This is a genomic window from Nocardioides pymetrozini (assembly GCF_046058985.1).
In the GTDB taxonomy this organism is placed as follows: Bacteria; Actinomycetota; Actinomycetes; order Propionibacteriales; family Nocardioidaceae; genus Nocardioides.
The window spans coordinates 1,238,486-1,258,800 of sequence record NZ_CP175556.1; the positions used below are offsets into that span (position 1 = coordinate 1,238,486).

The following is a 20,315-nucleotide window of genomic DNA, read 5'->3' on the forward strand; positions in this document are numbered from 1 at the left end:
ACGGCGTGCTGCGGATCCTGCTGGTCGAGGACGACCAGGGTGTGGCGGAGGCGCTGACCCAGCGCCTGCGCCGCAACGGGTACGGCGTGCGCCACGCCGGCACCGCGGAGGAGGCGCGCGAGCGCCACCACGACGTCGACCTGGTCCTGCTCGACATGGGCCTGCCCGACCGCGACGGCCTGTGGCTGTGCCAGGAGATCCGCCGGACGTCCGCCGTCCCGATCGTGGCGCTGACGGCGCGTCGTACCGAGTCCTCGGTGGTGGCTGCCCTGCGGGCCGGGGTCGACGACTACGTCACGAAGCCCTACAGCCTGGCCGTGCTGCTGGCCCGGGTCGAGGCGGTGATGCGGAGGGCCTCGGCACAGCCCGACGCGGCACCGGCGCCCGACTTCGGCGTCGAGCTGCTCGCCGAGTCTCGCGAGGTGCGCACCACCGAGGGCACCGTGGCCCTGACCGCCAAGGAGTTCGACCTCCTCCGCGCGCTGCTGCGGGGTGCCGGGTCGCCGGTGACCCGGGCAGCGCTGATGGAGGAGGTCTGGGACACCACCTGGGTCGGCGCCTCGCGCACGCTCGACGTCCACGTCGCCAGCCTGCGCGGCAAGCTGGGGGCCAGCCTGGCGATCGAGACCGTGCGGGGCGTGGGCTATCGCGTCGTCGCGGTCGAGCGCGGGGCACCGTGAGGCGGCGCCTGCTCGTCCTCGCCGTCGGCGTCCTCGGCGTGCTGCTCACGGCGCTGCTGGTCCCGACGCTGGCGGCCGACGCGCGGGCGCGCACCTCCGACCTGCACGAGCGGAGGCTCGCGGCGGCGACGCGCCTCGCTGCCCTGGCCGGCAGCTCGTGGGAGGACGCCGCGGCGCTCACCCCGGACCTGCGGCGCTTCCGTGAGGTGTACGGCGCGGCCGTGCTGGTCGTGGACGCCGACGGCTCGGTCGTCGCCGGGTCCGGCGGAGACCTCGACCCGCTCGACCCTCCGCTGGCGGCCGCCGTCGGCCGGGCGCTCGACGGCAGCTCCACGGCCCCGCCGCCGTCCGCGTGGCCGTGGCGGACCGCGCCGATGGTGGTGGCCACGCCGGTCGGCCGCGACGCCCAGGTGCTCGGTGCGGTGGTGATCGTGCAGGACACGTCCGCCGTCCGCGACGCCGTCCTGTGGCGCCTCGCAGCGGTCGTGGCGATCGGCGTCGCTGCGCTCAGCCTCGTCGCGCTGCTGGTCGCGCTCCCGCTCGTCGGCTGGATCCTGCGGCCGGTCAGCGACCTCGAGCGCAGCGCCCGGCGGCTGGGTGCCGGGGACACCAGCGTGCGCGTCGAGGGCGTCGGGCCACCCGAGCTGCGCCAGCTGGCGCAGACGTTCAACGCGATGGCGGAGAGCGTGGAGCAGTCGCAGCGGCAGCAGCGCGACCTCGTCGCCGACGTGTCGCACCAGCTGGCCAACCCGCTGACGGCGCTCCGCCTCCGGCTGGAGTCGCTGGCCGAGGAGCGGGACGAGGAGGACCTCGGCCCCGTCCTCGGGGAGACCGACCGCATCGCCTCGGCACTGGAGGGCCTGGTGGAGGTGAGCCGCGCGGGCTCCCGCGACCGGACCCGCGACATGGTCGACCTCGTCGCGCAGGTGCGCGAGCGGATCGAGCTGTGGGAGCCGCTCTTCGGCGAGCTGTTGGACGTCGGTCCGCTTCCGGCACGGGCGCCGGCAGTCGTGGAGCCCGACCTGATGCCGGTCGTCCTCGACGCGCTGCTCGACAACGCGCTCAAGTACGCCACCGGGTCGACCGTCGCGCTGACCCTGGCCGGTGCCGGCCCGGACTGGCTGCTGCGCGTGTGCGACGGCGGCCCGGCGCTCACCGCGGCAGAGGTCGCGGGGCTCGGCCGGCGCTTCCACCGTCTGCCCCGGCACGGCGGCGTGGACGGCACCGGGTTGGGCCTGGCGATCCTGCGGGAGCGGCTGCGCGATGCCGGCGGGTCGCTGCTCCTGCGCCCCGGCGAGCCCGGCCTGCTCGTCGAGGTCAGGATCCCGCGCGGTCCCGCTGCCGGAAGTAGCGCAGGGAGCCAGGGTGGAGCGCAAGGGGCTCGGTGAAGATCGCCGCCGCCGCCGTCGGCTGGCGCACCTCGGGCACCAGGCGCGCGATGCGCTGTTGCTCGTCGAAGACCACCGCGGTCAGGCCCGCGGCCAGGTCGTCCGGCAGCGACGGGGCGGCCACGAGGTGCGTCTTCACGCTGACCGTCTGCACGCTCTCCGCCAGCCGGTACGGCCTCGCGGGCAGCGGGCCCGCGACGTACTGCGGCCCGTAGCGCTCGACGAGCGCCGGCACCAGTCCGCCGAGGTCGAGCACCCGCAGGGGGGTGGTCGCGGCCAGGTCCACGAGCGAGCGGATCGGGAAGCCGCTGACGAAGCACAGCGCGTCGATGGTCCCCTCGGCGAGGCGCGAGAGGCCGGTGGCGAGGGACGGATGCTCCATCCGCACCTCCTGCAGCCGGACCCCGGCGGCGCGCAGGGTGCGGGTCACCGTGAGCACGGTGCCGGAGCCCTGCTCGCCGACGGCGACCCGGCGACCGCGCAGCTGCGCAGCCTCGGTGACGGGGGAGTCGTCGCGCACCACGACCTGCAGGAAGCTGTCGTAGAGCCGGGCGAGTGCCACCAGGTCCTGGGTCGCCGCGAACGGCGACCGCCCGCGCAGGGCCAGGTCGGCGGTGTCACCGAGACAGAAGCCCACCTCCACCGTGCCGCCGTCGATCCGTCGCACGTTGTCGACCGATCCCCGTGTGTTGCGCACGCTCACCCGCACCGCGGGCATCACGCGCCGGGCGGCCCGGGCCAGCGCGCCGCCGTACTCGTCGAAGACCGCGCCCGGGTTGCCCGTTCCCAACCGGATGCGCCCGGTGGCGTCCGTCCAGAAGCGGCCGTCGGAGCAGCCGGCGCTCGCCAGGCCCACCGCGCCGGCGGTCGCGGCCAGCAGCGCGCGCCTCGTCGGGTACGACGCACGGCCGGTCGGGAGGGGCACGGCACCAGTCTCGCGCCGCGCGGGCTGTCCCGACAGCGCGGGTCAGCGGCGGTCGTGGGTGTGGGCGACGTACACGTCGCACGACGCGTGCGCCGCGACGTCGCGGGCGATGCTGCCGAGCACGCGTCCGGCGATGCCCTGGACCCGCTTGTTGCCCACCACGATCAGCTCCGCACCGAGCTCCTCGGCCGTCGCGACCAGCGCCTCGCCCGGCTTCCCCTCGGCGGAGCCACTCGTGATCTCGACGTCGGGATGGGCCGCGCGCAAGGTGGCCGTGACCTTGGCGGCCACGTCCTCGGCGTCCTTCTCCGAGCTGAGGATGAGGGTGTCGCTGCCGATCTGGACCGTCTCCGACTCGAACTTGGCGAAGGCCGACACCACGTGGAGCCGGGCGCCGAGCGCGCGCGCCAGCACGGCCGCCCTCTCGGCCGCCGCCGTCGCGGTCTCGCTGCCGTCGACCCCGGTCACGATCGTCTTGTCCGCCATCGCTGCTCTCCTGTCGGCCCTGTGCGCGCTGTCCAGGAGCAACCTAGCGTGACGGGGGTCACATCACCCGCGCAGGGTGGCCATCCACTCCTCGATCGCCTCCGGGCTGCGGGGGAGCGCGGAGGACAGGTTCGCCACGCCGTCGGCGGTGACCACGACGTCGTCCTCGATCCGGATGCCGATGCCGCGCAGCTCCTCGGGCACGAGCAGGTCGTCGGCCTGGAAGTACAGGCCCGGCTCGACGGTGAGCACCATCCCCTCGACCAGCTCGGCGTCGCGATAGGCCTCCGGCGCGGCGTGACCGCAGTCGTGCACGTCCATGCCGAGCATGTGGCTCACCCCGTGGAGCGTCCAGCGGGCGTACACCTTGGAGTCGGGGGACAGGGCCTCGTCGACCGGCACCGGCAGCAGGCCGAGGTCGTCGAGACCGTGGGCGAGGACGTCCATCGCCGCGTCGTGGCCGGCGAGGAACCTCGCGCCGGGGCGCAGCGCCGCGATGGCGGCGTCCTGGGCCCGCAGCACGAGCGTGTAGAGGTCGCGCTGCAGCGGCGAGAAGGTGCCGGTCACCGGCAGCGTCCGGGTGATGTCCGCGGTGTAGAGGTTCGCGCCCTCGACGCCCATGTCGCACAGGACCAGCTGGCCCGGGACGATAGGGCCGGAGTTCTCGATCCAGTGCAGCGTCGTCGCGTGCGGCCCGCCCGCGACGATCGAGTCGTAGCCGAGGTCGTTGCCCATCGTGCGCGCGCGACGGAAGAAGGTGCCCTCCAACCAGCGCTCGCCGTGCTCGACCACCCGGTCCCACTCGCGCACGCAGTCCTCGAAGCCCAGCGTGGTCGCGTCGACCGCGGCCTGCAGCTCGCCGATCTCCCAGGCGTCCTTGACCAGGCGCATCTCCGAGGCCACCCGGGCCAGCTCGGCGTCGCGGCCGTCGTCGCCCGCGACCAGGGCGTCGACCGCGGGCGAGACGCCGCGGTGCACCCGCGTCTTCGCGCCCTTCGCGAGGTCGTCCGCGAGCTGGTCGACGTGCTTGACGGTGATCCCGAGCGCGGCCTCCAGCTCACCGGCCGAGGGGCGCTTGCCCGCCCACAGCGCGCCGTACTGCCGGTCGCGGAAGAACTCGTCGGTGTCGCGGCCCGAGCGCGGGCGCGCGTAGAGGACCGAGGAGCCGTCGGGCTCCACGACCAGTACCGCGTCGGAGGTGTGGTTGCCGGAGTAGTAGGCGTGGGCGGTGTCGGCGCGGAAGCGGTAGTCCGTGTCGTAGGCGCGGACCTTGTAGCCGCCCCCCGGCAGGACCAGGCGCTCGCCCGGGAACGCCTCGGCGAGGCGCGCGCGGCGGGTGGCGGCGAGGTCGGCGACCGGGTGGCGCGGGACGTCCTCCTCGCGCTCGTCCCAGCCGGTCCGCATGAACGCCGCGTAGGCCTCGGGGACGGCGGGGTCGTGCTGCTCGGTCTTCGGCTGGCTCGGGGAGGTGTCCGCACTCACATCCCCAATGTAGACGCTGCCGGCACGGCCGCCCTCCGCCACGGCGATCCGAGGCGCGGAGCATACGCCGGATAGGGTTCCCCCATGCCCGCAGTCCGCCGCAACAGCCTCGCCTTCACGGTCGTCGTGACCGTGGCGGTGGTGCTCGGCGCGCTGCTCACGCTGCTGGTCCTCGCGCTGTCCGGCGCCCCGCGCATCACGCTGCTCGCGACCGCGCTGGCTGCCCTTCCGGTCGGGCCCGTGCTGGCGGCCTACCTCTGGCTGGACCGCTACGAGCCGGAGCCGCGGGCGCTGCTGGTCGCGGGGCTCGCGTGGGGGGCGTTCGTCGCGACCATGGCGGCGGTCGTCGTCCAGGGCCTCGGCGGGCTGCTGGTCGGCTTCACCGACACCTTCTCCCTGGCCGTGGTCGCGCCGGTGATCGAGGAGGCGAGCAAGGGCCTCTTCCTGGTCCTGCTGCTGTGGTGGCGCCGGGCCGAGGTCGACGGGATCCTCGACGGCCTCGTGTACGCCGGCATGGTCGGCCTCGGGTTCGCCTTCACCGAGAACATCCTCTACCTCGTCGCTGCGTGGAACGGCACCGACGGGCTGGGTCCCGGCGGCATCGAGGCGGTCACCGGGACGTTCGTGGTGCGCTGTGTCTTCAGCCCGTTCGCCCACCCGCTCTTCACGGCGTTCACCGGACTGGGCATCGGCCTGGCGGTGAGCGCGCGCAGCGCGCCGGTCCGCTGGCTCGCGCCCCTGGGCGGCTACGCCCTGGCCGTGCTCGCGCACGCGATCTGGAACGGCTCGACCGTGTTCGGGTTCGGCAGCTTCGCCGTCGTGTACGTCGTCATCATGGCGCCGGCGTTCATCGCCATGATCGCGCTGGCGTGGTGGGCCCGCGAGACCGAGGCGCACGTGCTGCGGATGGCGCTCACCGATGCCGCGCAGCGAGGGCTGCTGCCCGCCACCGACATCGGCTGGGTCGTCGACCTGCGGGCGCGACGTGAGGCCCGCCGGCACGCACGCCGCCAGGGCGGTCCCGAGGCGGAGCGCGCCATGCGCGACTATCAGCAGGCCGCGATCGAGCTCGGCTACCTGCACCACCGGCTGCTGCGCGGCACCGCGCCCGCCGACTGGCAGGGCCGCGGACAGGACTTCCTCGCTCGGATCCAGGTGGCTCGGCCGCGGATCGCATTTCCCGGACAGGTGGTACCCCAGCGATGACCCTCGGCGCCGATCTCAGCGACAACCTCCTCGGGAGCAGGATGCTCACCGAGGTGGTCCGGCTGCACGGATCCCTCCTCAACGCGCCGCTCCCGCTCGACCTGCCCGGGGTCGACGCCCTGCGAGTCGGCCGCGAGCACATCATCGAGCAGCTCGAGGACTACATCATCCCGCGGCTGACCGAGATCGACGCGCCGCTCCTCGTGGTGGTGGGTGGCTCGACCGGTGCCGGCAAGTCGACCCTCGTCAACACTCTCGTCGGCAGCCGGGTCACGGTCCCCGGTCTGCTGCGCCCGACCACGCGCTCGCCCGTCCTGGTGCACCACCCCGACGACGGGCGCTGGTTCGGCGCCGACCGGCTGCTCCCCGAGCTCGCCCGGGTCCACCAGGCGACCACCGACCAGTTCGCGATCCAGCTCGTGCCGAGCACGGCCGTGCCCCGCGGCCTGGCGATCCTCGACGCGCCGGACGTCGACTCCGTCGACGAGCGCAACCGCGAGCTCGCGGCCCAGCTCCTCGCCGCCGCCGACCTCTGGCTCTTCGTGACCTCCGCGGCGCGCTACTCCGACCAGGTCCCGTGGGAGCACCTGAAGAACGCGGTCGACCGCAACACGGCCGTCGCCCTCGTGCTGAGCCGCACGCCGGCCGAGGACGTCGCGACGGTCTCGGTCCACCTGGCCCGCATGATGGCCGCGCGTGGGCTGAAGGACAGCCCGCTGTTCGCCGTACCGCAGGGGACGGTGAGCGAGGAGGGGCTGCTGCCCGCGTCGTACGCCACCGAGATCAACGGCTGGCTCGCCGCCCTCGCCGCCGACGCCGCGGCGCGGCGCGATGTCGTCAACCAGACCGTCGCCGGCGCGGTGCGCACCGTGACCCGCAAGGCGTTCCCGATCGCGGATGCCGTCGCCCAGCAGGTCGAGGCGGTCGCCGAGCTCCTGGCCATCGCCGACCGCGTGTACGACGACGCGCAGGCCGCGCTGCTCGCCGCGGGTGCCGACGGCACGCTCCTGCGCGGCGACCTGCTCGCGCGCTGGCAGGAGTTCGTCGGCAGTGGGGAGCTGACCCGCACGCTCGAGGCGAAGGTCGGCTTCGTCCGCGAGCGCCTGGTCAACGCGATCAAGGGCAAGCCCCAGCAGGCCGAGCGCGTGGGCGTCGCGATCGAGATGGCCCTCGAGGCGCTCGTCGCCGACCACGCCGAGCGCGCGGCCGCGACGGCCGCCGCCGCGTGGCGGGAGCGGACCTACGGGGACGCCCTCCTCACCTCCACGACGGACGACCTCGCCCGAGCCGGTCGCGGGCTGCGCTCCCAGGCGGAGAAGGAGATCCGCGCCTGGCACGAGGAGCTCCAGGAGCTGGTCAAGCAGGAGGCCGGGGACGCGCGCCACAGCGCTCGCTTCCTCGCGCTGGGCGCGCGAGGGCTCGCGGTGACGCTCGGCGTGGTGGCGCTGGCGGGTCCGGGCGCCGGCGGTGCCGCGGCCGAGTCGGTGCGGCTCGGCCGCACCCTGCTGGAGAGCACGATCGGCACGGCCGGCGCGACTCGCGTGGTCGACCAGGCCCGGGGCACGCTGGCGCGCCGGCTCACGACGCTGATGGGCGCCGAGCGCGCCCGCTATCTCGCGCCCGCCGCCCGGTGGGAGCTCAAGCCGGATGCCCCGGACCAGCTCCGCCAGGCGGCACGACGCGTGGACGACCTGCGGTTCGCCGCTGCGAAGAAGGGGACGGGTGGACACCTGTGACTGCACCGTTGGCTGAAGGGCGCGACGCCGCGATCCCGGCGGACCTCGCGACGCGGGGCACGCCCATCGGGGCCCGCGTGGAGGGCCTGTCCGCCGCGGTCGCCGCGGCGCGCGGCCACGTCGCCGACGCCCTGCTCGACGAGGTCTCCGCCGCGGTCGACAAGTCCACCGGCAGGCTGCGGCTCTCCGCCCGCCACACCGTCGTGGCGATCGCGGGCGCGACCGGGTCGGGCAAGTCCTCGACCTACAACGCGCTCACCGGTCTCGAGCTGTCCTCGGTCGGCATCCGGCGGCCCACGACGTCATGGGCCACGGCCGTGGTGTGGGGCAGCGAGGGAGCCAGCGAGCTGCTCGAGTGGCTCGGGATCCCGCCTCGCCACCAGACGATGCGCGACTCCATGCTCGACACCCGCTCGGAGTCGGAGTTCGACGGCGTCGTGCTCCTCGACCTGCCCGACCACGACTCCACCGAGGTCGCGCACCATCTCGAGGTCGACCGGCTGGTGGCGGTCGCCGACCTGATGGTGTGGATCCTCGACCCGCAGAAGTACGCCGACGCCGCGGTCCACGACCGCTACTTCAAGCCGATGACCACCCACCAGGGCGTCATGATCGTCGCGCTCAACCACATCGACACCGTGCCCGTCGAGCGCCGGCAGGCCATGGTCGACGACGTGCGGCGGCTGCTCGCCGAGGACGGCCTGCCCGACGTCCAGGTGCTTCCGATCTCCGCGCGCGAGGGCATCGGCATGGCCGAGCTCCGCGCCGAGATCCTGCGCCGCGTCAACGACAAGCGCAGCACGAGCCTGCGGGTGGAGGCCGACATCGCGGCGGCCGCCGGACGGCTCGAGCAGGCCGGCGGCACCACGCCCGCCCGCGAGCTGCCCAGCCGCCGGGTCGAGGAGGTCGAGGACCGGCTCGCCGACGCCGCCGGGGTCTCGGCGGTCGTCGACGGCATCGAGCGGACCGTGGGCGAGCGCGCCCGACGCGCCGTCGGCTGGCCACCGTTCACCCTGCTGCGGGGTGGCGGAGACGTCTCGGCCGAGCCCGCGGTCGCGCCCCTGGACCGCGCCGCCGTCGACACGACCGTCCGTGCCCTCGCCGACGAGGTGTCCGACGGGGTCGGCCCCGCCTGGGCGCCGCGGGTCCGCGAGGTCGCGACCACGCGCCTCGCCGCGACCGGCGACCGGCTCGAGCGGGGCCTGCAGGGCGTTGACCTCGGCGGTCGGCTGCCCGCCTGGGTGAGCCTGGTGCGCCTGCTGCACTGGCTGCTCCTGCTCGCCGCGGTCGGCGGCCTCGCCTGGTGGGCGCTCGCCGCGGTCCAGGGGACGACCGGTGACCTCACCGAGGTCCTGGGCCTCCCGCTCCCCGCCGCCCTGGGCATCGGTGGCGTGGTGCTCGGGCTCGTGCTGGCTGTGGTCGGCGGCATGCTCGTGCGCGGTCTGGCCCGCAAGCGGGCCGAGGCGGCCGACGAGCGCCTGCGGGGGGTCATCCACCAGGTGCTCGACTCCGACGTCGTCGCGCCGATCACCACGGAGCTCACGTCGTACGCCGCCTTCCGGCGCGGCATCGAGGCCGCTCGCGCCTAGCTCGTCCCGCGGAGCCCGTCGTGGCGCCTGGTCGCATCGGGCCCATCGGACCCCGTCGGGCACAGCGCTCTCGCGGGGAGCCGCCGGTCATCCACACCGCCGGGTCGAGGACCGGCGGTCCACAGGCGCCCGCCCTCCCGGTGCGCCGTGTCGGCCCCGTGGCGTGGACTCGTCGGCGACCGGTCGCACCCGCGGCCGGCGCGACGAAGGGAAGCCACAGATGTCCCACCAGACGATGGTCACCGTGCAGGGCTGGATCGGCACCACGCCCACACTGAGGGAGGTCGGCGGGGTGCCGGTCCTCAACTTCCGGCTGGGGTGCACGCCCCGCCACTTCCACCGCGCCTCCGGCGCCTGGGTCGACGGCCAGACCCAGTGGTACGGCGTGAGCGCCTGGCGGCGGCTGGCCACCCACGGCGGGCCGTCCCTGCGCCAGGGCGACCCGGTGCTGGTGCACGGGCGGCTCGAGCACCGGACCTATGTCAACAAGAGCGGCGTCGAGGTCGTCGCCCTCGAGATCGAGGCGGTGACGATCGGCCACGACCTGACCCGCGGCGTCGCCACCTTCGTCAAGGCCGCCTCGGGTGGCACGGGCGGCGACCCCGACCACGACCGGGAGGCTGCCGCTGCGTAGCCTTGGGGCATGGCTGAGTACGTCCTCTCTCTGCGCAACGTTCGCAAGGCCCACGGCGACAAGGTGGTCCTCGACAACGTCACGCTGTCGTTCCTGCACGGTGCGAAGATCGGCGTGGTCGGCCCGAACGGCATGGGCAAGTCCTCGCTCCTGAAGCTGATGGCCGGGCTCGACCAGCCCAACAACGGCGACATCGTGCGCGACCCCGACGCCACCGTCGGGATGCTGCAGCAGGAGCCCCCGCTCACCGAGGGCAAGACCGTGCTCGAGAACGTCGAGGAGGCGGTCGCCGAGACCAAGGCGAAGATGAAGCGTCTCGAGGACGCCTACATGGAGATGGGCGACCCCGACGCCGACCAGGACGCCCTCATGGCCGAGACCGGAGAGCTGCAGACCGAGCTCGACAACATGAACGCCTGGGACCTCGACAGCCGTCTGGAGCAGGCGATGGACGCCCTGCGCTGCCCGCCCTCCGACGCTCTCGTCGACAACCTGTCCGGTGGTGAGCGCCGCCGCGTCGCGCTGTGCAAGCTGCTGCTCCAGCAGCCGGACCTGCTGCTGCTCGACGAGCCCACCAACCACCTCGACGCCGAGTCGGTCCAGTGGCTCGAGGGCCACCTGAAGTCCTATCCGGGCGCCGTCCTGGCCGTCACCCACGACCGCTACTTCCTGGACAATGTCGCGCAGTGGATCGCCGAGGTCGACCGCGGGTCGATCCACGGCTACGAGGGCAACTACTCCACCTACCTGGAGACCAAGAAGGAGCGGCTCAAGGTCGAGGGCGCGAAGGACGCCAAGCGCGCCAAGATGCTGGAGAAGGAGCTGGAGTGGGTCCGCTCCAACGCCAAGGCCCGCCAGACCAAGTCCAAGTCCCGTCTCGCGCGCTACGAGGAGATGGCCGCCGAGGCCGACAAGGCCCGCAAGATCGACGCCGCCGACATCAACATCCCGCCGGGCCCGCGGCTGGGCGACGTGGTGCTCGAGGCCGAGCACCTCACCAAGGGCTTCGAGGGCCGGGTGCTGTGGAACGACATCTCCTTCACGCTGCCGCGTGCGGGCATCGTCGGCGTGGTCGGCCCCAACGGCGTCGGCAAGACCACGCTGTTCCGGATGATCACCGGCAGCGAGGAGCCGGACTCCGGCAAGCTCAACGTCGGACAGACGGTCAAGATCTCGTACGTCGACCAGAGTCGCGGCGGGATCGACCCCAACAAGAACGTCTGGGAGGTCGTCTCCGACGGGCTCGACTTCATCAAGGTCGCGAACTTCGAGATGAACAGCCGCGCCTATGTCGCGTCGTTCGGCTTCAAGGGACCCGACCAGCAGAAGAAGGCCGGCGTGCTGTCGGGTGGTGAGCGCAACCGGCTCAACCTGGCCCTCACCCTCAAGCAGGGCGGCAACATGCTGCTCCTCGACGAGCCCACCAACGACCTCGACGTCGAGACCCTGTCCTCCCTCGAGGACGCCCTGCTCGACTTCCCCGGCTGCGCCGTCGTGACCTCCCACGACCGCTGGTTCCTCGACCGCGTCGCCACCCACATCCTCGCCTGGGAGGGCACCGAGGAGAACGAGGGCGCCTGGTTCTGGTTCGAGGGCAACTTCGCGTCGTACGAGGAGAACAAGATCGAGCGCCTCGGCGTGGAGGCGGCTCGTCCGCACCGGGTCACCCACCGCCGCCTCACCCGCGACTGAGTCCGACGGCGCGAGCGCGTCGCTCCTTCGTCGCGCCGCGCTGCCGCGCTCGCGGTCGAGGTGGGCGAGACGCGGGGCCGCCGGGCGGCCAGAGCGCCGGCTCGCGGAGAGACTTGGCTCCTTCGCTCCGGTCGCTCGTTCCTCGCTCCCTGCGCTGCGTCGCCCTCGCACCCCGCGAGGGCCGGCTGCGCGGGCGCGCGGGCATGCGGGCGAGGCGTCAGGGAGCGCGCATCTCGCGTTCGGGGTGGGCGCAGATGAGCTGGTCGCACACGGCGTCCATGACCCGCCCCAGGGCCATCAGGTCGTCGCGGTCCACCAGGTCGATCAGCGACTGGCGCACCGTCTCCACGTGGTCCGGCGCGGCGGTCCGCAGGGTCTGCCAGCCGGCCTCGGTGAGGCGGCAGTCGACGCCGCGGCCGTCCTCGGCCGACTCCTCGCGGACGACGAGCCCGGCGCTCTCCATCCGCTTGACGGTGTGGGTCACCCGGCTGCGGCTGTGCGCCAGCGCGGCGGCGAGCTGGGCCATCCGGAGGGTGCCCTCGGCCTCGGAGAGGCGGACCAGGATCTCGTACTCGACCGCGGAGAGGCCGTGCTCGCGGCGCAGGTCCTCGTCGAGACGGTCCAGCAGGAGCGTGGTGCCGAGCAGGAACGAGCGCCAGGCGCGCTGCTGGTCCTGGTCGAGCCACCGCGGCTCGTGGCCGTGCGCCACGGTCGCAGCACTCTCGTCGGTCACCGCGTCAGTCTAAGGCGAACCTCATCAGGACCCGCGGGTGCCCGCTCAGCACGGACGTCGTGTCGGCGACGTGGCGGAAGCCGGCGGCCTCGAAGTTCGCGCGGAGGCCGGCGTAGGCCATGGTGAGGTCGACCTTCGCACCTCGGTTGTCGAGCGGGTAGGCCTCGAGCGCGGGCGCGCCCTGCTCGCGAGCGAAGTCGATGGCCCCGCGGATCAGCGCGTGGGAGATGCCCTTGCCCCGATGGCCGGGGCGCACCCGGATGCACCACACCGACCAGACCGGCAGGTCGTCGACGTGGGGGATCTTCCGGTTGCGGGCGAAGGTCGTCGCCGAGCGCGGGGCGACCGCCGCCCAGCCGACGGGCACGTCGTCCTCGTAGGCCAGCACGCCGAGCGGGCCCTCCTCGAGCAGGCGGGCGACGAACTCCCCGCGCTCCTGCCGCGCAGCGCGTTGTTGACGCTCGAGGGGATCCGGTAGCTCAGGCACCAGCACACGCTCGCGTCGGCCCGCTTCGGGCCGACGAGTGCCTTGACGTCCTCGAAGACGGTCGCCGGTCGCACCTCGATGGCCATGGCCGCAACGCTACGACCCGGTGCCGACACCGACCCGGCACAAACCAGCTCCCGGACGACGCCGACCCGGCAGAAGATGACCGCACGAGCGTCATCTTCTGCCGGGAGGCATCGTTCCCGGATTGTTTCCGCCCGCCGGTCCGCACCGACGGGCAGGGACGAGCGAGTGCGCAGTGCTCACGCACCTCTCGTTGCGGTGTCTACCTGCCCGCCTTGATCTTGACCTTCTTGGACGTGTACGTCGTGGGCGCGATGCCATAGGCCGAGGCAGTCACCTTGACCCGGACCTTCTTGCCGACGTCGGCACGCTTGACCTTGTAGGTGGCCTTGGTGGCCTTCTTGATCATCTTCTTGCCTCGGTACCACTGGTAGGTCAGCGTTGCAGCCTGCGGTGTCAGTGAGGCGGCGGAGATGCCCTTGACCTTGAGCTTCTTGCCGACGACCTTCTTCCCCCCGATCTTCGGCGTGGCCGCACCGAAGCTGATGGGCTCCCAGGTGAACACGGCGCTGCCAGTGGTCTTGTACCAGTTGTCGCTCGGGTCGATCCAGGTCACGACGACTCCGGTGGCAGTCGGCGTGATGGTCCGCGTGAAGTTCGACGTGTCTGCACCGAAGAGGGAGTCGGAGGAGGCCTGGAGATTGCGGATGTAGTCCGACTCGATGGTCACCCGGACCAAGGCGAAGTCGCAGACCTCATCGGAGTTGCCGACGGTGACACGTCGGGTCGCAGGGTCGACGTCGACCGACAGATCGCCGCAGTAGAGCTCCGGGTTCTGCACCTCATCGTCCTTGTCGACCTCGGCGCCCGGCCCGGGCACGATGTTGGTGCGCTGGAACACGCGGGGCCGGTCGTTCTCCGGGTCGAGGCCGCCCAGCTCGATCTTGACGCTGATCGCGCCGTCGGCGGGTGTCGCCTGGGCCGGGCCGTTGTTGACGCCGATAGTGAGGGCAGCAGCGAGCCCGACGGCGAGAAGCTTGGGAAGTCTCATCGCAAACCTGATTCCAGTTGGAGGGAGCAGAGGATCGCGGCAGTCTAGGGTCGTCCGATGGCTCCTGTCCGCGGAACTGGACCCCCGACGACGCCGACCCGGCAGAAGATGACCGCAGGAGCGTCATCTTCTGCCGGGTCGGCGCTGTTCCCGGGCTACTTCCTGCCGGGTCGGGATCAGCTGAGGCGCTCCAGGATCATCGCCATGCCCTGGCCGCCACCGACGCACATGGTGATCAGGCCGGTCGACTTGTCGTGCCACTGCAGCGAGTTGAGCAGGGTGTTCTGCAGCCGCGCGCCGGTCATGCCGAAGGGGTGGCCGACCGCGATCGCGCCGCCGTTGACGTTGAGCTTCTCGATCGGGATGCCGAGGTCCTCCGCCGACGGGAGGACCTGCGCGGCGAACGCCTCGTTGATCTCGGCGAGGTCGATGTCGTCGATCGTCATCCCGGCGTGCTTGAGGGCGTTGCGGGTGGCCTCGACCGGGCCGAGGCCCATGATCTCCGGCGACAGGCCGGAGACCCCGGTCGACACGATCCGGGCCAGCGGCGTGAGCCCCAGCTCGGCGGCCTTGGTGTCGGACATGATCACCACGGCGGCCGCGCCGTCGTTGAGCGGGCAGCAGTTGCCGGCCGTGACCACCCCATCGGGGCGGAATACCGGCTGGAGCTGCGAGATCGCGTCGTAGGTGACGCCGGCGCGCGGGCCGTCGTCGGCGGAGACGACCGTGCCGTCCGCCAGCGTGACGGGCGTGATCTCGCGCTCCCAGAAGCCGTCGGCGATCGCCTTCTCGGCGAGGTTCTGCGAGCGGACCGCGAAGTGGTCGAGGTCCTCGCGCTTCAGGCCGCGCATCGAGGCGACGTTCTCGGCCGTCTGGCCCATCGCGATGTAGATGTCAGGGAGCAGGCCGTCCTCGCGCGGGTCGTGCCACACCTTGCCGCCCTGGGCGTACTCCTCGGTGCGCTTCTCCGCGTCGGCGAAGAGCGGGTTCCGCGTGTTGGGCAGGTGGTCGGAGGTCCCGAACTGGAAGCGCGACACCGTCTCGACGCCGGCGGAGATGAAGACGTCGCCCTCGCCGGCCTTGATGGCGTGGAAGGCCATCCGCGAGGTCTGCACGGAGGAGGAGCAGTAGCGGGTGACGGTGGCGCCGGGGATCTCGTAGCCCATCAGCGTGGTGACCACGCGGGCCATGTTGTTGCCCGCCTCGCCGCCCGGCAGGCCGCAGCCCAGCAGGAAGTCGTCGACGTCGTTGGGGTCGAGCGCGGGGATCTTGTCCAGGGCGGCCTGGGCGATGAACGCGGTCAGGTCGTCGGGACGGAAGTCCTTGAGCGAGCCCTTGTTGGCGCGCCCGATGGGGGTGCGGGCGGCGGAGACGATCACGGCCTCGGGCATGGAGACTCCTCGGTACGGGTGGGAGGCGGAACCCGGCCAGCGTAGTGGGCGCGGCCTGCAACGCGCTGCGGTCGTGGCGGACGCCACAGCGCCGTCCCTCCAGGTGGCGCCCCGTCCAGCCGCGCCCGGTCAGGTGGGAGCATGGCCGTCGTGCGGCACCGCTACGAATGCCCCCTGCGCTGGGGTGACATCGACCAGCTGAACCACGTCAACAACGTGAGGTACGTCGACTACCTCCAGGAGGCCCGCGGGGCGCTCCTGCACGCCTGCCGGGCGGCCGCGGGGGTCGAGCATCACCACAACGACGCGTACGTCGTGCGCCGCCACGAGGTCACCTTCCGCGCGCCGCTGCGCTTCCGGTTCCAGTCGGTGTCGATCGAGTCGTGGGTGAGCGAGATCCGCACGGCGAGCTTCACCCTCGACCACGAGATCTTCGCGGAGGGCCCCGACGGGGAGCGGACGGTCTACGTCCGTGCGCGCACCGTCCTCGCGCCGTTCGTCCTCGCGACCGGGACGCCCCGCCGTCTGGACGAGCAGGAGCGCCAGGCGCTCGCGCCGTACGCCGAGCCGGGCGCGGACCGCTCGCGACCGGTGCTGGTCGACGTCCCGCGCGAGCACGCCGCCCACTACCCGGTGCAGGTCCGCTTCTCCGACCTCGACATCTACCGCCACGTCAACAACGTGACCTACTTCGAATACTTCCAGGAGGCCCGGATCGCGTCTTTGGGCCGGCTGCGCAAGGGCCTCGAGGAGTTCCCGCGGATCTCCAGCGTGATCGCCCAGGCCGACGTCGAGTACGTCGCGCCGATCGTGCTGCGCCCCGAGCCCTATGACAGCTGGTCGGTCGTCTCCCACGTCGGGCGCCGGTCGATGGTGGTCGAGTCCGAGATCACCGACGGCGCGGGTGGCTCGGCGACCGGGGCGGTGCTCGCACGCTCCAAGGTGGTGCTGGTGTTCTTCGACGTCGAGACGCAGCGCGCCGCGACGCCGGTGCCGGGATTCCGCGAGGCGCTCGTCCAGGCGCTCGGCGGCATGGTCACGGCACCCGCGTGAAGTCGGGCTCGCGGCCCTCGGCGAACGCAGCCAGCGCCTCGAGGTTCGCGGGACCACCCATGAGCTCGGCGAACGCGGCGTTCTCCCGGTCGCGGGCGGCCCGGATGGCGTCGCGGTGCGGGGCGGTCAGCGCCTGCTTGACCGCGACGAGCGAGGAGATCGGCTTGGCGGCGAGCACCTCGGCGTGGCGCCGCGCCGTCGCCATCAGCTCCTCGGGAGCGCACACCTCTCGGACCAGTCCCATCTCCCGCGCCTCGGCCGCGCCGATCCACTCCGAGGACAGCAGCGCCCAGGCGGCGTGCTGGCGGCCGACGAGCGCGGGGAAGAGGTACGACGACGCCGCCTCGGGTGCGACGCCGAGCGCGGTGAAGGGGCACTTGAGCCGTGCGTCGGAGGCCATGAACCCGAGGTCGGCGAAGCCGAGGATCGTCGCCCCGATCCCGAGCCCGAGCCCGTTCACGGCCACGACCAGCGGCTTCGGGAAGTCCACCAGGGCGTCGACGAGGCCGACGAAGCCGTGCTTGCCGCGCGGGAAGTCGGGGTTCGTCGCGAGCTGGTGCATCTCGAGCAGGTCGGTGCCGGCGCTGAACGCGCGGCCCGCCCCGGTCAGGAGGACCACCGCGACCCGGGGGTCGTCGGCGGCGGACAGGAGCGCCTCGGCCGTGGCGTCGTACAGCTCCTCGTTGAAGGCGTTGAGCGCCTCGGGGCGGTCGAGGGTCAGCGTGCGGACCCGGTGGTCGTCGGACACCTGCAGCGTCATGGAGCCACCTTAGAACTTGTTCTAGTGCGGCGCGGGGCGTGTCTCGAGACGAGTTCGCAGCCGCTTGAGGCCGCGGTGCCGGGCCACCCGGACGGCGACCGCGGTGATCCCGAGCGCCGCGGCCGTCGCGCTCACGTCGAGGTCGAGCACCTCGGTGCAGGCGATGACGTCCCGCTCCCGGGGCGGCAGGGCGGCCAGCGCCTGGCGTACCCACTCGTCGGCGAGATGGCCTGCCTCCGGCCCGGGCGTCGTGCGCTCGGCGTCGGCCGCGAGCGTCTCGAGTCCCTTGATCCGGGTCACCGTGCGTCGGGACGCGTTCGCGGCGTGCTTGCGGGCGATCCCGAACAGCCAGCCGCCGAAGTCGGAGGAGCTGCCCGTGAAGTCGGCGATCCGCTCGGCAGCGACCAGCCAGGCGGCCGCGGCGATGTCGTCGGCCGCCTCTCCGCCGGGGGTGGCCCGGGCCTCCAGCCACAGCAGCAGTCGGCCCGCGTGGGCGCGATAGAGCTCGCGCCACGCCGCGGCGTCACCGCGCTTCGCGGCAGTGACGAGCTCGTCGTCGGCTCGCACCGGACGTGTTCCACCCCTATTGCTCTGGTGGTCCGGAACTGGCCCCGGACCGCGCGTCCCATTGTCGCGCCTTCGAGCCCGTAGCGGGCCATTTGTCCGATGTCAGTGCGTCGTGGCGCGGCGCCGGTCCGCGTCGTCCGGCTTGCCCTTTCCGCCGTCCTTCAGGACCTCGGACAGCACGTCGGAGCCGACGTCGCCGACGTCGTCGAGGCCCTCGGGCTGCGGGTCCTGGGGCCGGCCGGGAGAGGGGTCGGCCGAGGGCGGCCCGCCGCCCGAGCCGACGGCCGGCGGCTGACGGGGGCCCTTGGTGGCGGAGGACTTCTTCCCGTTGTCCGCGCCCTTGCCGGGGCCGCCGCTCTTGCCGCCCTTGGGCGCCTTGTCGCTCTTGCCGGCCGGTGGTCGCGGGCCCTTGCGCTCGCCCTTGTCGCCACCGCCGCGCTCGGGGTCGGTGGCGTGCTCGGCGGAGGTGGAGGAGCCCGGCAGCCCCGGGGACAAGGGGCTGCCGGGCGTGGCGACGTCGGAGTGTGGGGTTCCGACGTCACCGGGACTCGGCGTACCGGACGGTCCGATCCGGGAGGGGCTCTCGGCGGGGGAGTGTGGGACACCTCCGCCGGTAGGAACGCCCGCTGCCCAGGTGGCGGTCGCGATGACGGCGACGGAGCCCGTCGCCACGACCATGCGGAATCCGGCCGACCGAGTCGATCGGGGAGTCGCCGCCTGCGAGCCCGCACTCAGATGGGCGAGCATGCCGAGGAACGCCGGATCCGGCTCGAGCGTCGGTACGTCGACGCGGAGCCGCTCGGTGGGGCGCTCGTGGGTCATGGCCTGCTCTGCTGGTGGGAGGTCGGGCGGCGATCTCAGCCCCACCCGGAGGGACTGCTCTCACCCGGAACATGTCGCCGCGGGGGCGCGGCGTTACATCCTCGGCGAGATTGGTGCGCGGCGGGCCGCGCGGAGCGGGTCGTGCGGTCAGCCCGGGGTGTTCACCATGAACGTCGCGGCGTGGGTGACGTACTCCCAGAACCGGGTGTCCTGCTCCGGCGTCAGCTCGACGCTGTCGAGGGCGGCGCGGAAGTGCCGCAGCCAGCGGTCGCGCGCGTCGAGGTTCACCTCGAAGGGTGCGTGCCGCATCCGCAGCCGCGGGTGCCCGCGGGCCGCGGAGTACGTCGTCGGACCGCCCCAGTACTGCACGAGGAAGAGCAGGAAGCGCTCCTCGGCGGGTCCGAGGTCCTCCTCGGGGTACATCGGGCGCAGCACCTCGTCGGCGGCCACGCCCTCGTAGAACTTCGCCACGATGCGGCGGAAGGTCTCGAACCCGCCGATCTCGTCGTAGAAGCTCGTCTCCTCGCTCACCGCTCCATCATCCCTCGCGGTCCGAACCGGCCCCGGCGGCCCCCTGCGCGGCCGCGGTCGGCTCCCGACGGTCTGCCTGGTCCTCGGAGAGGTGGCGGCGGTCCTCGCGGTGCCACACCACGCGCTGGGCGAACGGGATCTCGATGCCCTCGTGGTCGAAGCGGGCCTTGATCCGCTGGCGCAGCGCCCGTGCGACGGCCCACTGCTCGAGGGGAGCGGTCTTCACCATGACGCGCACCGTCACCGAGTCCGCAGCGAGCATCTCGACTCCGGTGACCTCCGGCTCCTCGATGATCACCCCGTTGAACTCGTCGTCCTCCCACAGGTCGTGGGCGACCTCGCGCAGCACCCGCTGGACGCGGGAGAGGTCCTCGCCGTACCCGACGCCCACGTCGACCACGGCCCGCGACCAGTTCTGGCTCTTGTTGCCGACCCGCAGGATCTCGCCGTTCGGGACGTACCAGACGGTGCCGTTGATGTCGCGCAGCCGCGTCATCCGCAAGGTGACGACCTCCACCGTGCCGTTCGCCTCGCCGAGGTCGATGACGTCGCCGACGCCGTACTGGTCCTCGATGAAGATGAAGATGCCGGCGAGGAAGTCCTTGACGAGCGACTGCGCGCCGAAGCCGAGCGCGATGCCGAGGATGCCGGCACTGGCGATGATCGGCGCGATGTCGACGCCGACCTCGCTGAGCACCATCGTGCCGATGATCGCGACCACGATGAAGGTGATGATGCTCTTGAGCAGGCCGGCCATGGTCGCGGCGCGCTGCTTGCGACGGGCGGCCACCGGGCTCTCGGCGCGCTCGGGCAGCACCCCGCGCTCGGCGCGCTGGGCGAGCCGGTCGACGAGGCGGTGCAGCAGCCAGCGCAGCACCAGGCCGAGCAGGAGCAGCCCGAGGATCGCCAGCGGCGTGCCGATGAGGACGTCGGACCACTCGGCCAGCCGGCGGTTCCCGGTGACGTCCCAGGTCAGGTCGCAGACCGTCTCGCCATCGGCGCACGGACTGGTCGGGGCAGCGCCGGACAGGGCGAGCGACAGAGGGAGGACACGCATCGGACCAGTGTCGCAAAGGCG

Annotated in this window: 20 protein-coding genes; 8 read left to right on the forward strand and 12 right to left on the reverse strand. The window is 72.8% G+C overall.

The window, feature by feature from the left end:
• The first annotated feature begins 5 nt into the window (after window positions 1-5).
• Window positions 6-680, forward strand: coding sequence for a response regulator transcription factor (locus ACJ5H2_RS06080; RefSeq protein WP_408898671.1), 675 nt, complete (start codon window positions 6-8; stop codon window positions 678-680).
• Window positions 677-2,068 (forward strand): sensor histidine kinase, encoded by a 1,392-nt coding sequence (locus ACJ5H2_RS06085; protein WP_408898672.1) that lies wholly within the window; start codon window positions 677-679, stop codon window positions 2,066-2,068. The genes ACJ5H2_RS06080 and ACJ5H2_RS06085 overlap by 4 nt, the downstream gene beginning before the upstream one ends.
• On the opposite strand, the gene ACJ5H2_RS06090 is transcribed toward ACJ5H2_RS06085, so the two are convergent.
• The 3 genes from ACJ5H2_RS06090 to ACJ5H2_RS06100 form a co-directional block, all read right to left on the reverse strand.
• Window positions 1,998-2,993 carry a TAXI family TRAP transporter solute-binding subunit gene (locus ACJ5H2_RS06090; RefSeq protein WP_408898673.1) on the reverse strand — a complete coding sequence of 332 codons (996 nt, stop codon included), beginning with the start codon at window positions 2,991-2,993 and terminating at the stop codon, window positions 1,998-2,000. The genes ACJ5H2_RS06085 and ACJ5H2_RS06090 overlap by 71 nt on opposite strands.
• A gap of 42 nt (window positions 2,994-3,035) precedes the next feature.
• The gene (locus tag ACJ5H2_RS06095; RefSeq protein ID WP_408898674.1) at window positions 3,036-3,479 is read right to left on the reverse strand and encodes a universal stress protein; all 444 of its coding nucleotides are present in this window, start codon (window positions 3,477-3,479) and stop codon (window positions 3,036-3,038) included.
• Window positions 3,480-3,542: 63 nt separating this feature from the next.
• Window positions 3,543-4,961: an aminopeptidase P family protein gene (locus ACJ5H2_RS06100; RefSeq protein ID WP_408898675.1), complete on the reverse strand. Its 1,419-nt coding sequence runs from the start codon at window positions 4,959-4,961 to the stop codon at window positions 3,543-3,545.
• Between the two features lie 84 nt (window positions 4,962-5,045).
• On the opposite strand from ACJ5H2_RS06100, the gene ACJ5H2_RS06105 reads away from it, so the two are divergent.
• The 5 genes from ACJ5H2_RS06105 (at window position 5,046) to ettA (ending at window position 11,818) form a co-directional block, all read left to right on the forward strand.
• On the forward strand, window positions 5,046-6,167 hold the full coding sequence (locus ACJ5H2_RS06105) for a PrsW family intramembrane metalloprotease (RefSeq protein ID WP_408898676.1): 1,122 nt from the start codon (window positions 5,046-5,048) through the stop codon (window positions 6,165-6,167).
• The gene (locus ACJ5H2_RS06110) at window positions 6,164-7,903 is read left to right on the forward strand and encodes a GTPase (protein ID WP_408898677.1); all 1,740 of its coding nucleotides are present in this window, start codon (window positions 6,164-6,166) and stop codon (window positions 7,901-7,903) included. Before ACJ5H2_RS06105 ends, ACJ5H2_RS06110 begins: the two co-directional genes overlap by 4 nt.
• Window positions 7,904-7,911: 8 nt before the next feature.
• The gene (locus tag ACJ5H2_RS06115) at window positions 7,912-9,492 is read left to right on the forward strand and encodes a GTPase (RefSeq protein ID WP_408898678.1); all 1,581 of its coding nucleotides are present in this window, start codon (window positions 7,912-7,914) and stop codon (window positions 9,490-9,492) included.
• Window positions 9,493-9,712: 220 nt separating this feature from the next.
• Window positions 9,713-10,126, forward strand: a complete 414-nt coding sequence (locus tag ACJ5H2_RS06120) for a single-stranded DNA-binding protein (RefSeq protein WP_408898679.1) — start codon at window positions 9,713-9,715, stop codon at window positions 10,124-10,126.
• 9 nt (window positions 10,127-10,135) lie between these two features.
• On the forward strand, window positions 10,136-11,818 hold the full coding sequence (gene ettA, locus ACJ5H2_RS06125) for an energy-dependent translational throttle protein EttA (protein ID WP_408898680.1): 1,683 nt from the start codon (window positions 10,136-10,138) through the stop codon (window positions 11,816-11,818).
• A gap of 217 nt (window positions 11,819-12,035) precedes the next feature.
• Here ettA and ACJ5H2_RS06130 read toward each other — a convergent pair whose 3' ends face one another.
• The 4 genes from ACJ5H2_RS06130 to ACJ5H2_RS06145 all read right to left on the reverse strand — a co-directional run bounded on the left by ACJ5H2_RS06130 (window position 12,036) and on the right by ACJ5H2_RS06145 (window position 15,504).
• The gene (locus ACJ5H2_RS06130) at window positions 12,036-12,551 is read right to left on the reverse strand and encodes a MarR family winged helix-turn-helix transcriptional regulator (RefSeq protein WP_408898681.1); all 516 of its coding nucleotides are present in this window, start codon (window positions 12,549-12,551) and stop codon (window positions 12,036-12,038) included.
• Between the two features lie 4 nt (window positions 12,552-12,555).
• Window positions 12,556-13,038, reverse strand: a complete 483-nt coding sequence (locus ACJ5H2_RS06135) for an N-acetyltransferase family protein (RefSeq protein WP_408898682.1) — start codon at window positions 13,036-13,038, stop codon at window positions 12,556-12,558.
• Window positions 13,039-13,324: 286 nt separating this feature from the next.
• Window positions 13,325-14,113, reverse strand: a complete 789-nt coding sequence (locus ACJ5H2_RS06140) for a hypothetical protein (RefSeq protein WP_408898683.1) — start codon at window positions 14,111-14,113, stop codon at window positions 13,325-13,327.
• A gap of 176 nt (window positions 14,114-14,289) precedes the next feature.
• Complete coding sequence (locus ACJ5H2_RS06145; RefSeq protein WP_408898684.1) at window positions 14,290-15,504, reverse strand: acetyl-CoA C-acetyltransferase; 1,215 nt, start codon at window positions 15,502-15,504, stop codon at window positions 14,290-14,292.
• Window positions 15,505-15,645: 141 nt separating this feature from the next.
• Here ACJ5H2_RS06145 and ACJ5H2_RS06150 point away from each other — a divergent pair, with 141 nt between their 5' ends.
• Entirely contained in the window at window positions 15,646-16,557 is a 912-nt protein-coding gene (locus tag ACJ5H2_RS06150; protein ID WP_408898685.1) for an acyl-CoA thioesterase, read from the forward strand.
• Here ACJ5H2_RS06150 and ACJ5H2_RS06155 read toward each other — a convergent pair.
• From ACJ5H2_RS06155 to ACJ5H2_RS06175, 5 genes are all read right to left on the reverse strand, one after another.
• Window positions 16,541-17,317 (reverse strand): enoyl-CoA hydratase/isomerase family protein, encoded by a 777-nt coding sequence (locus ACJ5H2_RS06155; protein ID WP_408898686.1) that lies wholly within the window; start codon window positions 17,315-17,317, stop codon window positions 16,541-16,543. The two genes, ACJ5H2_RS06150 and ACJ5H2_RS06155, sit on opposite strands and share 17 nt — an antisense overlap.
• Window positions 17,318-17,338: 21 nt before the next feature.
• Window positions 17,339-17,884 carry an RNA polymerase sigma factor gene (locus ACJ5H2_RS06160; protein ID WP_408898687.1) on the reverse strand — a complete coding sequence of 182 codons (546 nt, stop codon included), beginning with the start codon at window positions 17,882-17,884 and terminating at the stop codon, window positions 17,339-17,341.
• A gap of 102 nt (window positions 17,885-17,986) precedes the next feature.
• Window positions 17,987-18,706 (reverse strand): hypothetical protein, encoded by a 720-nt coding sequence (locus ACJ5H2_RS06165; protein ID WP_408898688.1) that lies wholly within the window; start codon window positions 18,704-18,706, stop codon window positions 17,987-17,989.
• A gap of 147 nt (window positions 18,707-18,853) precedes the next feature.
• Window positions 18,854-19,237: a globin gene (locus ACJ5H2_RS06170; protein WP_408898689.1), complete on the reverse strand. Its 384-nt coding sequence runs from the start codon at window positions 19,235-19,237 to the stop codon at window positions 18,854-18,856.
• Window positions 19,238-19,244: 7 nt separating this feature from the next.
• On the reverse strand, window positions 19,245-20,294 hold the full coding sequence (locus tag ACJ5H2_RS06175; protein WP_408898690.1) for a mechanosensitive ion channel family protein: 1,050 nt from the start codon (window positions 20,292-20,294) through the stop codon (window positions 19,245-19,247).
• Between the last annotated feature and the right edge of the window lie 21 nt (window positions 20,295-20,315).